Source organism: Dorea sp., assembly GCF_977044405.1.
On sequence record NZ_CDRRQK010000019.1, the window covers coordinates 30554 to 46090 of the forward strand.

A 15537-nucleotide genomic window follows, 5' to 3' on the forward strand; every position below is an offset into this window, starting at 1 on the left:
AGAACGATGAAAAAGTCAAAAAGCATATTGAGCCTGCTTCTGACAGTCATCCTGATCGTTGGCCTTGGCTTTACCGTGATTACAGGAATTGGTAAGACACATACCGGTTCTATGAAGAACATAAAGCTGGGTCTGGATCTTGCAGGTGGTGTCAGCATCACTTACCAGGTAAAGGATAAAAATCCTACTAAAGAAGAGATGAGTGATACCATCTATAAACTTCAGAAGCGTGTGGAACAGTACAGTACAGAAGCAAGTGTATACCAGGAAGGCGATGACAGAATTAACATCGAGATTCCTGGTGTTACAGATGCGAACAAGATTCTGGATGAACTTGGAAAACCAGGTTCCCTTTCCTTTATGACAACAGACGGGGAGACCGTTCTTACCGGTACAGATGTAAAGAATGCATCTGCAAAAAGCGGTCAGGACGATATGGGAAACAAAGAATATTCTGTAGAGCTGAATCTGACAAAATCAGGAACAAAGAAATTTGCAACAGCAACAAAGAACAACATCGGCAAACAGATCGCCATAGTCTATGACGGGGATGTGATCTCAAGTCCGGTTGTACAGTCTGAAATTACAGGTGGACAGGCCTATATCACAGGGGATTTCAGCTACGAAGAAGCAGATAATCTGGCATCGACAATCCGTATCGGTGGATTAAAGCTGGAACTGGAAGAACTTCGTTCAAACGTAGTAGGAGCCCAGCTTGGAGAGCAGGCACTGAGCACCAGCTTAAAAGCAGGTGTAATCGGATTGATCTTAGTATTCCTGTTCATGATCTTTGTATACAGACTTCCAGGACTGGCATCCAGTCTTGCACTGCTTATCTACACAGAGATTGTACTTGGAGTGTTAAATGCATTTAATGTAACACTGACACTGCCTGGTATTGCAGGTATTATCCTGAGTATCGGTATGGCGGTGGATGCAAATGTTATTATCTTTGCCAGAGTACGTGAAGAGATGGCGAAGGGAAGAAGTGTAAAATCCTCTTTAAAGTTAGGATTCCAGAAAGCAATGTCAGCTATTGTGGATGGTAACGTAACTACCTTGATCGCTGCAGCAGTTTTGTGGTTCAAAGGTTCCGGTACAGTAAAAGGATTCGCACAGACACTGGCGATTGGTATTGTCGTATCCATGTTTACGGCACTTGTGATCACACGTATGATCGTATATGCATTCTATGGAATCGGAATCCACAAAGAAAGCCTTTACTATCATAAGATGAAAGAAAGAAAACCGGTCAACTTCCTTGGAAAGAAAAAGGTATTCTTCAGTATTTCCATCGCAGTGATCCTTGCAGGATTCGTGATCATGGGAGTGAATTCCGCAAAGGGAAATGGAGCACTGGCTTACAGTCTTGATTTCAAGGGCGGAACATCTATGAATGTAAAATTTGATAAAGATTACACTATTGATGAAATTGATAAAGAGATTGTTCCGGTTGTAGAAAAAGTAACCGGTGACCATAATATCCAGACACAGAAAGTATCAGGAACCAAACAGGTTATCATTAAGACAGTTACATTAAGCCTGTCTGAGCGTGAAGAAGTTAATCAGGCACTGGAAGACAGTTTTGGAGTAAAAGAATCTGATATTACAGCAGAAAACATCAGCTCAACGATCAGTAACGAGATGCGCCGGGATGCAGTAGTAGCGGTGATCATAGCAACTATTTTCATGCTGCTTTACATCTGGTTCCGTTTCAAGGATGTGCGTTTTGCAACAAGTGCAGTACTGGCACTGTTACATGATGTACTGGTTGTGCTTGCATTCTATGCGGCATCCAGAATCTCTGTAGGAACAACGTTCATTGCCTGCGTGCTGACAATTGTCGGATACTCTATTAATGCGACGATCGTAATCTTCGACCGAATCCGTGAGGAACTGCCGAATAAGAAGAGAAATACAGATCTTGCAGAACTTGTAAATGGATGCATTACACAGACTCTTACAAGAAGTATCTATACATCTCTGACTACATTTATCATGGTTGCGGTACTGTTCATTATGGGTGTAAGCTCCATCCGTGAATTTGCGGCACCTCTTATGGCTGGTATCATCTGCGGAGGATATTCATCTGTATGTATTACAGGAGCACTGTGGTATGTAATGAAGACCAGAGTAAAGAAAAAAGAAGAGCCAAAGAAAAAGAAAAAATAAAGAAAAATAAAACGGCAAAAGCCGGGAAGCAGTTATACCTATTGACAGGGTGTAACTGCTTTTTTTACAATAGAGAAAGCTGAGAGAAGAAGCGTACACAAGAGGCAAAGGAGCAATAAAAGAATGGAACGATGGGTCCTGCTGAGAAAAGGAGCAGATTTTGAAAAAATAGGGAAAAAATATCAGATCAGTCCAAGACTGGCATGCCTGATACGTAACAGAAATGTCATTGGAGATGAAGAAATCAACCGGTATCTGAACGGAACGATCAACGATCTGTATGATGGAATGTTGATGAAAGATATGGACAAGACGGTAGATATTCTGAAAGAGAAGATAGAAGAAAATAAAAAGATCCGTATCATAGGAGATTATGATATCGATGGTGTCAATGCGACTTATATATTGCTGGAAGGACTGGAGCGGCTTGGAGCGGATGTAGACAGTGATATTCCGGATCGTATGCGGGATGGCTACGGGCTGAACCGGGATCTGGTTGAACGGGCATATGAAGCAGGTGTTGATACGATTGTCACCTGTGATAATGGAATTGCGGCATCTTCTGAGATTACGTACGGAAAAGAAAAAGGGATGACGGTTCTGGTAACGGATCATCATGAAGTCCCGTATGAGGAAACGGAAGATGGACGAAGCTATATACTTCCGCCGGCAGATGCAGTGATAGATCCAAAACAGGCTGACTGTATGTATCCGTTTTCCGGCCTGTGTGGTGCGGCGGTTGCATATAAGCTTATGGAAGCATTGTGGGAAAGCATGGGAAAAGATTCTTCAGATCTGGACGACTTGATCGAGAATGTAGCCATTGCAACCATCGGTGATGTGATGGATCTGGAGGAAGAAAACAGAATATTCGTAAAAGAAGGGATTCAGATGTTAAAAAGGACATCAAACCTGGGACTGAAAGCATTGATCGAATGTACCGGAATCGAGAAGGAGCATCTGAATTCTTATCATATCGGATTTGTGCTGGGACCATGTATCAATGCAAGCGGCAGACTGGATACGGCAAAGCGTGCACTGGAACTTCTGCGCGCAAAGACGAAGAAAGAAGCGGATATACTGGCAGGAGATCTGAAAGCACTCAATGATAGCAGAAAGGATATGACGGCAGATGCCGTAGAGCAGGCAAAAGAACAGGTGGAATTTTCTACGATGAAGGAAGACCGGGTTCTAGTGATCTATCTTCCGGATTGCCACGAGAGTCTCGCGGGGATTGTAGCAGGAAGAATACGTGAAAGTTATTATAAACCAGTATTTGTCCTGACGGATGCAGAAGAAGGCGTAAAAGGTTCGGGAAGATCGATAGATGGATATCATATGTATGAAGAACTGAATAAATGCAAACATCTGCTGACTAAATTTGGCGGACACAGACTGGCAGCAGGCCTGTCTCTTGAAAAAGAAAATGTAGATACGTTAAGAGAAATGCTCAATGCAAACTGCAGACTTACAGAAGAAGATCTGAAAGAAAAAGTAACGATAGATATGGAGATGTCTTTCGCAAATGTGACAGAGAAGATGGTAGAGGAATTGTCACTTCTGGAGCCGTTCGGCAAAGGAAATACCAAGCCGGTGTTTGCTGCAAGAAATGTAAAAGTGCTAAACGGAAGAGTCCTTGGAAAAAACAGAAACGTACTGAAAATGCAGGTGCAGGATACAGCAGGAACCGTAATAGAAGCAATGCTGTTCCAAAAAGTAGAAGAGTTCTTAAAAGAGATAGAAGATGTATATGGCACACATAGTGTGGAAATGTTTCTGCAGGGGAGACAGACGGATATCAGACTTGCTTTGACGTATTATCCGGATATCAATGAGTATATGGGCAGAAAGACGCCGCAGATTGTAATCTCACATTACAGATTTGCAGTATGATGAAAGCTTCTTACAGTTTGCCTGGCAGGAAAATGCCGTGAATTGTTTTTTTACGCAAGCAAGAATGGGAAGATTGAAAATTGTAAAAAGTGATGATATACTTAAAGGTGTATTTTAGACAGAATGGAGAGAGTATCATGAAACCAATAGAAGACGGATTAAAAGGAAGAGACAGATTAGAAGGATATGATGTGGATGCTGTGATCACATATCCTGGAAAATAAAAAAGGAATCGAGGAAGGAGGCGTTAATATGTCGAACACAACAACGTATGAATCAATTGATAACCGCATTGCACCGGAAGCACTGACGGAGGATCATGCGAAGGGCTTAGAGATTGTAGACGGGCATGCTGTAAAAGCCCAGGAAGATTATGAAGATCCGAACAGATTATATGACATGTTAATTGCCCGTATCCGTAAGTATCATCCTTCCACAGATGTCTCCCTGATCGAAAAAGCATATCAGCTGGCGGTAAAAGCACATGGAAACCAGTGCAGAAAGTCAGGAGAACCATATATCGTACATCCATTATGGGTAGCGATCATTCTGGCTGATCTTGAGATGGATAAAGAGACCATTGCGGCAGGTATGCTGCATGACGTGGTAGAAGATACTGAGGTTACTGAAGAGGAGATCCGGAAAGAATTCGGAGGAGAAGTAGCACTTCTGGTAGATGGTGTTACAAAACTGGGCAGATTGTCTTATTCTTCTGACAAACTGGAGGTTCAGGCGGAAAATTTACGAAAAATGTTCCTTGCCATGGCAAAAGATATCCGTGTGATCATCATAAAACTGGCAGACCGTCTGCATAATATGCGTACGCTGCAGTTTATGACACCGGCCAAGCAGAAAGAAAAAGCAAAAGAGACGATGGATATATATGCACCGATCGCACAGCGTCTTGGTATATCAAAGATCAAGACAGAACTCGATGATCTGGCGCTCAAATATTCCCAGCCGGAAGTCTTCTATGATCTTGTAAAGCAGATCAATGCCAGAAAAACGGAGAGGGAAGAATTTGTAGAGCAGATTGTGGAGGAAGTATCCACACATATGAAAAATGCCAATATTCATGCAGATGTGAACGGACGTGTAAAACATTTCTTCAGCATCTATAAAAAGATGGTAAACCAGGACAAGACGGTAGATCAGATCTATGACCTGTTTGCCGTACGTATTATCGTAGATTCAGTAAAGGACTGTTATGCGGCACTTGGTGTGATCCATGAGATGTATACGCCGATTCCGGGGCGCTTCAAAGATTATATTGCCATGCCAAAGCCAAATATGTATCAGTCACTGCATACAACGCTGATGAGTTCCGTAGGACAGCCATTTGAGATCCAGATCCGTACACAGGAGATGCACAAGACGGCTGAGTATGGTATCGCAGCACACTGGAAATACAAAGAATCGAATGATGGCAAGAAGAGCGTGGAAGCGCAGGAAGAAGAAAAATTAAGCTGGTTAAGACAGATTCTTGAATGGCAAAGAGACATGTCTGATAACAGAGAGTTCCTGAACCTGATCAAGGGAGATCTGGATCTGTTTGCGGAAGATGTGTATTGTTTTACACCGCAGGGCGATGTAAAGAACCTTCCAAATGGTTCTACACCGATTGATTTTGCTTATGCGATCCACAGTGCAGTTGGTAATAAGATGGTTGGAGCCAGGGTAAATGGAAAACTGGTCAACATTGATTATAAGATTCAGAATGGAGACAGAATAGAGATCCTGACATCCCAGAATTCCAAAGGACCAAGCAGAGACTGGCTGAATATTGTTAAGAGTACACAGGCGAAGAACAAGATTAACCAGTGGTTCAAAAAAGAGTTCAAAGAAAGCAATATCATCCGTGGAAAAGATATGATCGCCACATACTGTAAGGCGAAAAGTATCAACCTTTCCAATATCATACAGCTGAAATACCAGGAGATTGTCCAGAAAAAATATGGATTCAAAGACTGGGATTCGGTACTGGCAGCAATCGGACATGGCGGCTTAAAAGAAGGACAGGTTGTGAACCGTCTGGCTGAAGAATACGGAAAAGACCACAAACAGGCCCTTACCGATGAAGTGGTTCTGGAACGTGTAGCTGAGGCTGCTAAGAACAAAGTACACATTGCAAAATCCAAGAGTGGCATTGTAGTGAAGGGAATCGATGATATGGCAGTCAGATTCTCCAGATGCTGTAATCCGGTACCGGGAGATGAGATCGTAGGATTTGTTACGCGCGGAAGAGGACTTTCCATTCACCGTACAGACTGCATCAACATGATCCATCTGTCGGAAGCAGAACGTGCAAGACTGATCCCGGCAGAATGGGAGACTGAAGTAACAGAAAAATCTGGCGGACAGTACCTTGCAGAGATTAAGATGTATGCCAACGACCAGCAGGGACTTCTGATGGAGATTTCCAGAATCTTTACGGAAGAAAACGTAGATGTAAAATCCATGAATGTCCGTACAAGCAAGAAAGGCACGGCAACGATCGAGATGGGATTCATCGTACATGGAAGAGAAGAACTGGAACGGATTGCCAAGAAATTACAGCAGCTGCCTGGAATTTTGGATATAGAAAGGACAACAGGTTAAAGGGATGAAAGTAGAAAAATATGTAGTAGGAATCATCGGAACCAACTGTTATCTGATCATCAACGAAGATACAAAAGAAACGGTCATGGTTGATCCGGGCGGATATCCGGCTCAGCTAAAACGAGAGATAAAAGAAAAAGGGCTGAAAGTTCAGGCGGTACTTCTGACGCATGCACATTTTGACCATATTATGGGACTGAAAGATGTTATGGAAGATTTTAAGGTTCCGGTCTATGTAGAAGAGATGGACAAAGAGATGCTGACAGATGGAAATATGAATCTTTCAGGTGGATATATGAATGGTGGATTTTTGTTTGAAGATGCAGAGACTGTGACAGACGGACAGGTGCTGGAACTTGCAGGATTCCGGTTCCGGGTGATTCATACACCGGGACATACACCGGGAGGATGCTGCTACTATGCAGAGAAAGAAGGCGTGCTGTTTAGCGGGGATACATTGTTTCATGCGTCGGTAGGACGGTCTGATTTTCCTGGTGGAAGTGCATCCGATCTTGTACGTTCGGTGAGAGAAAAATTACTGATCCTGCCGGAAGAGACACATGTATATCCAGGACATATGGATGAGACAACAATCGGATATGAGAAGTTGTATAATCCGTTTATTTAGAAAAAATTGCAGTTCTCAGGCCGGAGATTCCCGGACTGAGACTGGAAATATGTACGGATTGTAGAAAGTATTTTTAAGACACAATCCAGAGTACATGAAAGAATGGAGAAAAAGAATGATTCAGATTATATGTAAGAGTGAATCTTATACTTATAATGCGTATCATATATTAAAGGCTTTTTATCCGTCGCAGGATGTATCCTGTCAGACGGACGAAAAAGCCTCTAATTATGTAACGGTACGATTGCCGGATGAACAGGAGATTATTGTAGATTCTGAAAATGTTACAGAGGAAAAGCGACAGATAGATCTGTATCTGTATGATCAGTTAGAAAAGGTTACAGGTGAAAAGCTGGCATGGGGCGTATTGACGGGAGTTCGTCCGACTAAGCTTGCCATGCAGAAGCTGGAAGCAGGATGGAAAAAAGAAGATTATATTACCTGGGCATGGGAAAGTGCCAGGGTGGGAAGAGAAAAAGCAGATCTTGCCTGGGAAATTGCCAGAAGAGAACAGTCGATTTTAAAAGAACTGGATTATGAAGAAGGGTATAGTCTCTATATAGGAATTCCATTTTGTCCATCGGTATGTTCTTATTGTTCATTCAGTTCAGGACCGCTGGACCGGTGGAAGGGGCAGGTAGATGCTTATCTGGACGCGCTTTTAAAAGAACTGGAATTCATAGCAGAGCGCTCAAAAGATAAGAAACTGAATACGATCTATATCGGCGGAGGCACTCCGACGACACTGACGGCTCAACAGTTAGAACGTCTGATGAGCTGGGTTGACGAAAAGTTTTCACGGGAATATCTGCTGGAGTATACGGTAGAAGCCGGAAGACCGGACAGTATTACAGAAGAAAAATTAAGAGCCTTACAGAAACATCAGATCACAAGAATTTCCATTAATCCACAGAGCATGCAGCAGAAGACGCTGGATACAATTGGAAGAAAGCATACGGTAGAGCAGATAAAAGATGCATATGCACTTGCAAGAAAAGTTGGATTCGATAATATTAATATGGATATCATAGCGGGACTTCCGGGAGAAGAGCTTTCTGATATGGAAGATACATTAAAGCAGATCAAGGCGATGGGGCCAGACAGTCTGACGGTACATTCTCTGGCAATCAAGCGGGCTGCAAAGATGGAGATGGAAGATCTGAACCGGGATACGGATACTACACATAAGATATTATCCGGTATGATCGAAAAGGCAGCAGAGACTGCAGAAGAGATGGATCTATATCCATATTATCTGTACAGACAGAAGAATATTGCGGGTAATTTTGAAAATGTTGGCTATGCAAAGGTTGACAAAGCCGGAATATACAATATACTTATTATGGAAGAAAAACAATCCATTATTGCTGCAGGGGCAGGAGCGTCGACGAAGATCGTATTAAAAGATCCGATCCCTATGCCGGGCAGTAAAAAGAAGAAGATGACACGTCTGATCCGTCAGGAGAATGTAAAAGCAGTAGACGCTTACATCAGCCGGATCGACGAAATGATAGAACGCAAAGGAGAATGGTTATGGCATTAAAGAAAAAACCGGTTACCGGTATGAAAGACATGCTCCCACGTGAGATGGAGATTCGTGACTATCTGATTGGTCTGATTAAAGAGACGTATAAAACATACGGATTCTGTTCCATCGAGACACCATGTGTGGAACATATCGAAAACCTGTGCAGTAAGCAGGGTGGAGACAACGAGAAGCTGATCTTCAAAATCTTAAAAAGAGGAGAGAAGCTGAAAATCGCAGAAGCAAAAGAGGAAAATGATCTGGTAGACGGAGGACTTCGTTATGACCTTACCGTACCACTTGCCAGATATTATGCAAACCATTCGAATGAATTGCCAGCACCTTTTAAGGCGCTGCAGATTGGAAACGTATGGAGAGCTGACCGTCCGCAAAAAGGACGTTTCCGTCAGTTTATGCAGTGTGATATTGATATTTTAGGAGAACCGGGCAATCTTGCAGAGATCGAACTGATCCTTGCAACAACTGCGATGCTTGGAAAGTTAAGTTTTAAAAACTTTACGGTATGTATCAACGATCGTAATATTCTGAAAGCAATGGCTGCTTATAGTGGTTTCCGCAAGGAAGACTACGATGAAGTATTCATCATTCTGGATAAGATGGATAAGATCGGTGCTGAAGGTGTTGCAAAAGAATTAGAAGAGATGGGATATGCAAAAGAAAATGTAGAGACATATCTTCAGCTGTTCGAAGATGTGGCACCGGATGTAACAGGTATCCGTTTCCTGAAGGAGAAACTTGGTGATTGTTTAAGCGAAGATACTGCAGACAGCATGGAGATGATCATTTCCAGTGTTGAGACAGCAAAAGAGTGTGAATTCAACATCAAGTTCGATCCAACACTCGTAAGGGGACAGTCATATTATACAGGAACAATCTTTGAAGTAACAATGGATGACTTTGGCGGATCGGTAGCCGGAGGCGGACGTTATGATAAGATGATTGGCAAATTTACCGGACAGGATACACCGGCATGCGGATTCTCGATCGGATTTGAAAGAATCGTAATGCTGCTTCTGGAAAATGGATATGAAGTACCGACTGTAAAAGAAAAGAAAGCATATCTGTTAGAAAAGAAGATGACAAAAGAAGGACTTTTAAAAGTTATGTCACTTGCAAAAGAAGACAGAATGGCTGGAAAACAGGTTCTGATCGTCAATATGAAGAAGAACAAGAAGTTCCAGAAAGAACAACTGACAGAAGACGGTTATACAGAGATCGTAGACTGTTATGCAGATTCTGTGGAAAATCTGTAAAAAGCAGATGAGCACAGGCTGTCTGAAATTATCACAAGGCAGTATATTTAATGTAAAAATCCACATCCTTGTCTGCCGGAGCAGTTTTGCACCGGCAGGATGTAAAAGGAGAGGTTATATAAAGGAGATAAAAGAATATGGCAGAATCAATGAAAGGGTTAAAGAGAACCCACAGATGTGCAGAATTATCTGCAGCCAATGTTGGGGAAAAAGTAACCATCATGGGCTGGGTACAGAAAAACCGTAATAAGGGTGGTCTTGTATTCGTAGATGTCAGAGACCGTTCTGGTATTATCCAGGTTGTATTTGAAGAAGGAAAATGCGAAGCAGCACTGATTGAAAAAGCAGCAAAACTTCGTGCAGAATATGTAGTAGCAATTGTTGGAACTGTTGCAAAACGTTCCGGTGCAGTCAATGATCATCTGGCAACAGGTGAGATTGAAGTGATTCCGGAAGAACTGCGTATTCTTTCTGAATCAGAGACACCTCCGTTCCATATTGAAGAAAACTCTAAGACAAAAGAAGAAGTACGTTTGAAATACAGATATCTGGATCTTAGAAGACCGGATCTGCAGCGTAATCTGATGATGAGAAGTAAAGTAGCGACTCTGACACGTCAGTTCCTTGCAGAGGAAGGATTCCTTGAGATTGAGACACCGGTACTGATCAAGAGCACACCGGAAGGAGCAAGAGATTACCTGGTTCCTAGCCGTATCCAGCAGGGACAGTTTTATGCACTTCCACAGTCACCACAGTTATTCAAACAGTTACTGATGTGTTCCGGATACGACAGATATTTCCAGATTGCAAAATGTTTCCGTGATGAAGACCTTCGTGCAGACCGTCAGCCGGAATTTACACAGATCGATATGGAATTATCTTTCGTAGACGTAGATGATGTCATTGAAGTAAATGAAAGACTGCTTGCCAAATTATTCAAAGAAGTACTGGGTGTAGAAGTATCACTTCCAATCCAGAGAATGACATGGCAGGAAGCGATGGATCGTTTCGGATCTGATAAGCCGGATATCCGCTTTGGTATGGAACTTACAAATGTTACAGATGTTGTAAAAGGTTGTGAATTTGTAGTATTTAAAAATGCAATTGAAAATGGTGGAACAGTTCGTGGTATCAACGCCAAAGGACAGGGCGGCATGGCACGTAAGAAGATTGATAAACTGGTTGACTTTGCAAAAGATTACGGCGCAAAGGGACTTGCATATATCGCAATCCATGAAGATGGAACTGTAAAATCATCATTTGCCAAATTCATGACAGATGATGAGAGGAAAGCACTGATCGAAGCTATGGGTGGAGAGAACGGCGACCTGTTATTATTTGCAGCAGATAAGAACAAAGTTGTATGGGATACACTTGGAGCACTTCGTCTGGAGCTTGCCCGTCAGATGGAACTTCTGGATAAGAATGAATACAAGTTCCTGTGGGTAACAGAATTCCCACTTCTTGAGTGGAGTGAAGAGCAGAACCGTTATACAGCAATGCATCATCCATTTACAATGCCGATGGAAGAAGACCTTCAGTACATCGACAGTGATCCGGGAAGAGTTCGTGCAAAAGCATACGATATCGTCTTAAATGGTAATGAGATCGGCGGCGGAAGCGTCAGAATCTTCGATCAGGATATTCAGAGCAAGATGTTTGAAGTTCTAGGATTCACAGAGGAACAGGCACAGGAGCAGTTCGGATTCCTCCTGACAGCATTCAAGTATGGAGTACCACCACACGCAGGACTTGCTTATGGTCTGGACCGTCTGGTTATGCTGATGGCAAAACAGGACAGCATCCGTGACGTAATTGCATTCCCGAAGGTAAAAGATGCATCAGATCTTATGACAGAAGCTCCGGGACATGTAGATGCAAAACAGCTGGAAGAACTCGGAATTGCAGTCGTAGCAAAAGAAGAGAAAAAAGCAGAAGACGCAGAATAAATCAGAGCATATTTGATAGAATTTTCTGGAAGAAATTCTTGAAGATTTGAGCTGATACAAAGAAGACTGTTTTATAGATATGAAAATTTTTCTGTAATGATAAGATACCGGAAAATCAGAAAAAAGATTTTCCGGTATCTTATAAAAATTGTCGGAGTTTTCAAATTAAAAGAAAAATTCAAAAAACTTAAAAAAAGCAGTTGACAATCTGATAGACATGCGTTATACTAAATATCGTTCTGATGAACACAAAACAATAAAATACATTTGATGTGCGATAGTAGTACAGTTGGTAGTACGCCACCTTGCCAAGGTGGAGGTCGCGGGTTCGAGTCCCGTCTGTCGCTCTGAAAAAGGCGTTGCAAGTAGTTGCTATGCGATAGTAGTACAGTTGGTAGTACGCCACCTTGCCAAGGTGGAGGTCGCGGGTTCGAGTCCCGTCTGTCGCTCTTGAAAAAACTGTTTGCAACGCTTTTTTCTCTGTATACCAAAGTATGCAAGAAAAGTTGCCAGTAACAAGTTCTCTGTATTATTTTGCGAGCATAATAGAATGCGATTGAAATCATGTGTAACACTGTGCTATACTAAAGTCTGAATAAAATCGATAAGACAAAAGAGAGTGAAACAGACGAAAAGCGAGGATGTGAAAAGATGAAGCAGGAAAGAATAGTAAAAGCAGGACTTCTGGGACTTGGAACTGTAGGAAGCGGAGTATACAAACTGGTAGAGCGCCAGAAAGATGAGATGGCATTAAAAGCAGGAGCAGGTCTTGAGATCAGCAAAATTCTTGTACATAACATAAGCAAGAAAAGAGATGGCGTAGATGCCAGTCTTTTAACGGATAAGTGGGAAGATATTATCACTGATGACGAGATAGAGATCGTGATTGAGGTTATGGGTGGCATTGAACCGGCAAGAACCATGATCCTGGAAGCATTACATGCAGGAAAAAATGTTGTAACAGCCAATAAAGACCTGGTAGCAACACATGGTCATGAACTTCTTGAGGCGGCAGAAGAAAGTGGCGTGGATTTTCTGTTTGAAGCAGCTGTTGCAGGTGCGATTCCGATTATCCGCCCGCTGAAGCAGTGTCTGGCAGCAAATGAGATCAGTGAAGTGATTGGTATTGTGAATGGTACTACGAACTTCATTCTGACCAAGATGATAGAAGAGGGAATGGATTTTGATGATGCACTTGCACTGGCAACAGAACTTGGCTATGCAGAGGCAGATCCGACAGCAGACATCGAAGGTCTGGATGCCGGACGTAAGGTGGCAATTATGGCATCCATTGCATTCCATTCAAGAGTTACATTTGCAGATGTATATACAGAAGGAATTACAAAGATTACAGCGAAAGATGTACAGTATGCAGAAGAATTCGGCGATGTGATCAAGCTGCTTGGTGTTGCACATAATACAGAAGACGGTATTGAAGTAGCTGTGCATCCGATGATGATCCCGAAGGAGCATCCGCTGGCATCTGTCAGAGATTCTTTTAATGCAGTATTTGTACGTTCTGATGCTGCAGACGATACGATGTTCTACGGAAGAGGAGCAGGAGAACTTCCGACAGCGAGTGCGGTTATGGGCGATGTGATCGATGTGATCAGAGATATTCAGTATCACTGTACGGGAAGAATCAGTTGTACATGCTATCGTAATACACCGGTTAAAGACTTCAAAGAAGTAAAGAATAAATTCTATATCCGTATGGTGGTAGATAATAAGCCGGGAGTTCTGGCGGCAATTGCGAGCGTGTTTGGTGTACATAAAGTAAGTATCTCAAGAGTGATCCAGAAAATTCAGGATAAAGAAACTGCGGAACTGGTTATCGTAACAGAAGCAGTAAAAGAAAAACATCTGGAAGATGCACTGGAGCATCTGACGGATATGGATACGACAAGAGAAATCGGAACGGTGATCCGCGAATATTAAGTGGAAGCTAATAGCTAAAATAATAGAAACAGGCTGAGACGGAGAATGCAAAGATCTCCGTCTTTTGTTGACATGAGTCCTGAAAACTGTGGATAGCAAAAAAGTGATGATATGGATGAATAAGAAGTAAAAAATACGAATACATGGAGTGAATGACATGAAAGAAGAACAAAAACAACAGAATCCGCTTGCTGTAGAAAAAGAAGGAAAATTAATTGCCAAATTTGCAATTCCGGCGATTATCAGTATGCTGGTAAGTTCACTTTACAACATTGTGGATCAGATATTCATCGGGCAGGGCGTTGGTCTGTTGGGAAATGCCGCTACTAATATCGCATTTCCGATATCAATTATCTGTACAGCAACGGCACTCCTTCTGGGAATCGGAAGTGCTTCGAACTTTAATCTATGTTCGGGAGCAGGTGAACAAAAAGAAGCAAGCGGGATTGCCGGAACGGGACTTTCTATGCTGGTGATCTGTGGTGTGATCATATCTGTGGTGACATTGATATTTTTGAATCCGTTGCTGCATCTGTTCGGGGTAACGGCAAAGATCCTTCCATATGCACAGGATTATACGGGGATTACGGCATTTGGTATTCCATTTCTGATTCTGACTACAGGCGGAAACCATCTGATCCGTGCGGACAGAAGTCCGACATATTCGATGACCTGTATGCTGACCGGTGCGATTATCAATACCATTCTGGATTCGCTTTTTATTTTTGGATTTCACTGGGGAATTAAGGGTGCTGCATGGGCAACGGTAATTGGACAGATTGTATCAGGAATTATGGTAATTGTGTATTTTATGCGCTTTCGTAAGATGGAACTGGACGCCTCTATGCTTCGCCCGCAATTACATTTGCTGAAAAAAATCTTTTCACTTGGAATGGCGTCGTGTATCAATCAGATTGCGATGGCTGTGGTTCAGATTACAATGAATAACACGCTGCGTTATTATGGAGCGGCTTCTGTATATGGAACAGATATTCCTCTTGCATGTGTCGGAGTCATATCCAAGGTCAATATGGTTTTTATGGCAATCGCCATCGGTATATCACAGGGCTGTCAGCCGATATGGGGATTTAATTATGGTGCAGGGGCGTACGACAGAGTAAAGAGAACATACTGGAAGGCGTTTAAGATAGCGGTAACGGTTGGCGTTATATTTTTCTTGTGCTTCCAGCTTTTCCCGGATCAGCTGGTTAGTATTTTCGGAACGGGAAGCAAAGAATATTATCAGTTTGCGGCGAGATATTTCCGTATATTTATGTTTATGACATTTGCAAATGGAATCCAGCCGATGTCATCTGGATTCTTTACTTCGATTGGAAGAGCAAAGCTTGGAATTGTAGTATCGCTGACAAGGCAGGTTATCTTCTTACTGCCGTTGATTCTGATCTTCCCGAAGTTCATGGGCATTGATGGAGTAATGTATGCAGGACCGATTGCGGATGCGGCGGCAGCAATCGTAGCGATCGGATTCGCATTAAAAGAACTTGATAAAATGAATTCAGGGAACAAAAGGCAGAACATTGCATAGCAGGTCGGAATATG

Annotated in this window: 9 protein-coding genes and 2 tRNA genes; all 11 read left to right on the forward strand. The window is 42.5% G+C overall.

What is annotated here, in order from left to right:
• The first annotated feature begins 6 nt into the window (after positions 1-6).
• A complete protein-coding gene (gene secD / locus ACWJAF_RS09635) occupies positions 7-2172 on the forward strand; it encodes a protein translocase subunit SecD (RefSeq protein ID WP_448863534.1) in 2166 nt (721 codons plus the stop codon).
• Between the two features lie 123 nt (positions 2173-2295).
• On the forward strand, positions 2296-4065 hold the full coding sequence (gene recJ, locus ACWJAF_RS09640) for a single-stranded-DNA-specific exonuclease RecJ (protein WP_448863536.1): 1770 nt from the start codon (positions 2296-2298) through the stop codon (positions 4063-4065).
• A gap of 252 nt (positions 4066-4317) precedes the next feature.
• Entirely contained in the window at positions 4318-6663 is a 2346-nt protein-coding gene (locus ACWJAF_RS09645; RefSeq protein WP_448863538.1) for a RelA/SpoT family protein, read from the forward strand.
• 4 nt (positions 6664-6667) lie between these two features.
• Positions 6668-7291, forward strand: coding sequence for an MBL fold metallo-hydrolase (locus tag ACWJAF_RS09650; protein ID WP_296032078.1), 624 nt, complete (start codon positions 6668-6670; stop codon positions 7289-7291).
• A 115-nt stretch (positions 7292-7406) separates the two neighbouring features.
• Positions 7407-8834, forward strand: coding sequence for a coproporphyrinogen dehydrogenase HemZ (hemZ, locus tag ACWJAF_RS09655; protein WP_448863541.1), 1428 nt, complete (start codon positions 7407-7409; stop codon positions 8832-8834).
• Positions 8819-10090, forward strand: a complete 1272-nt coding sequence (gene hisS / locus ACWJAF_RS09660) for a histidine--tRNA ligase (RefSeq protein WP_448863542.1) — start codon at positions 8819-8821, stop codon at positions 10088-10090. Before hemZ ends, hisS begins: the two co-directional genes overlap by 16 nt.
• Positions 10091-10227: 137 nt before the next feature.
• Entirely contained in the window at positions 10228-12039 is a 1812-nt protein-coding gene (gene aspS / locus ACWJAF_RS09665) for an aspartate--tRNA ligase (protein ID WP_448863544.1), read from the forward strand.
• 274 nt (positions 12040-12313) lie between these two features.
• Positions 12314-12386 (forward strand) — tRNA-Gly (locus ACWJAF_RS09670).
• 29 nt (positions 12387-12415) lie between these two features.
• Positions 12416-12488 (forward strand) — tRNA-Gly (locus tag ACWJAF_RS09675).
• Positions 12489-12690: 202 nt separating this feature from the next.
• Positions 12691-13977 (forward strand): homoserine dehydrogenase, encoded by a 1287-nt coding sequence (locus tag ACWJAF_RS09680; protein ID WP_296032071.1) that lies wholly within the window; start codon positions 12691-12693, stop codon positions 13975-13977.
• Between the two features lie 157 nt (positions 13978-14134).
• Positions 14135-15523: an MATE family efflux transporter gene (locus ACWJAF_RS09685; RefSeq protein ID WP_448863547.1), complete on the forward strand. Its 1389-nt coding sequence runs from the start codon at positions 14135-14137 to the stop codon at positions 15521-15523.
• Positions 15524-15537: the final 14 nt, after the last annotated feature.

Excerpts from the sequence above, each read along its gene's own strand:
- ACWJAF_RS09650 (WP_296032078.1), top strand. The coding sequence starts at position 6,668 with ATGAAAGTAGAAAAATATGTAGTAGGAATCATCGGAACCAACTGTTAT.
- ACWJAF_RS09645 (WP_448863538.1), top strand. The coding sequence starts at position 4,318 with ATGTCGAACACAACAACGTATGAATCAATTGATAACCGCATTGCACCG.
- ACWJAF_RS09685 (WP_448863547.1), top strand. The coding sequence starts at position 14,135 with ATGAAAGAAGAACAAAAACAACAGAATCCGCTTGCTGTAGAAAAAGAA.
- aspS (WP_448863544.1), top strand. The coding sequence starts at position 10,228 with ATGGCAGAATCAATGAAAGGGTTAAAGAGAACCCACAGATGTGCAGAA.
- secD (WP_448863534.1), top strand. The coding sequence starts at position 7 with ATGAAAAAGTCAAAAAGCATATTGAGCCTGCTTCTGACAGTCATCCTG.
- hemZ (WP_448863541.1), top strand. The coding sequence starts at position 7,407 with ATGATTCAGATTATATGTAAGAGTGAATCTTATACTTATAATGCGTAT.
- recJ (WP_448863536.1), top strand. The coding sequence starts at position 2,296 with ATGGAACGATGGGTCCTGCTGAGAAAAGGAGCAGATTTTGAAAAAATA.
- ACWJAF_RS09680 (WP_296032071.1), top strand. The coding sequence starts at position 12,691 with ATGAAGCAGGAAAGAATAGTAAAAGCAGGACTTCTGGGACTTGGAACT.
- hisS (WP_448863542.1), top strand. The coding sequence starts at position 8,819 with ATGGTTATGGCATTAAAGAAAAAACCGGTTACCGGTATGAAAGACATG.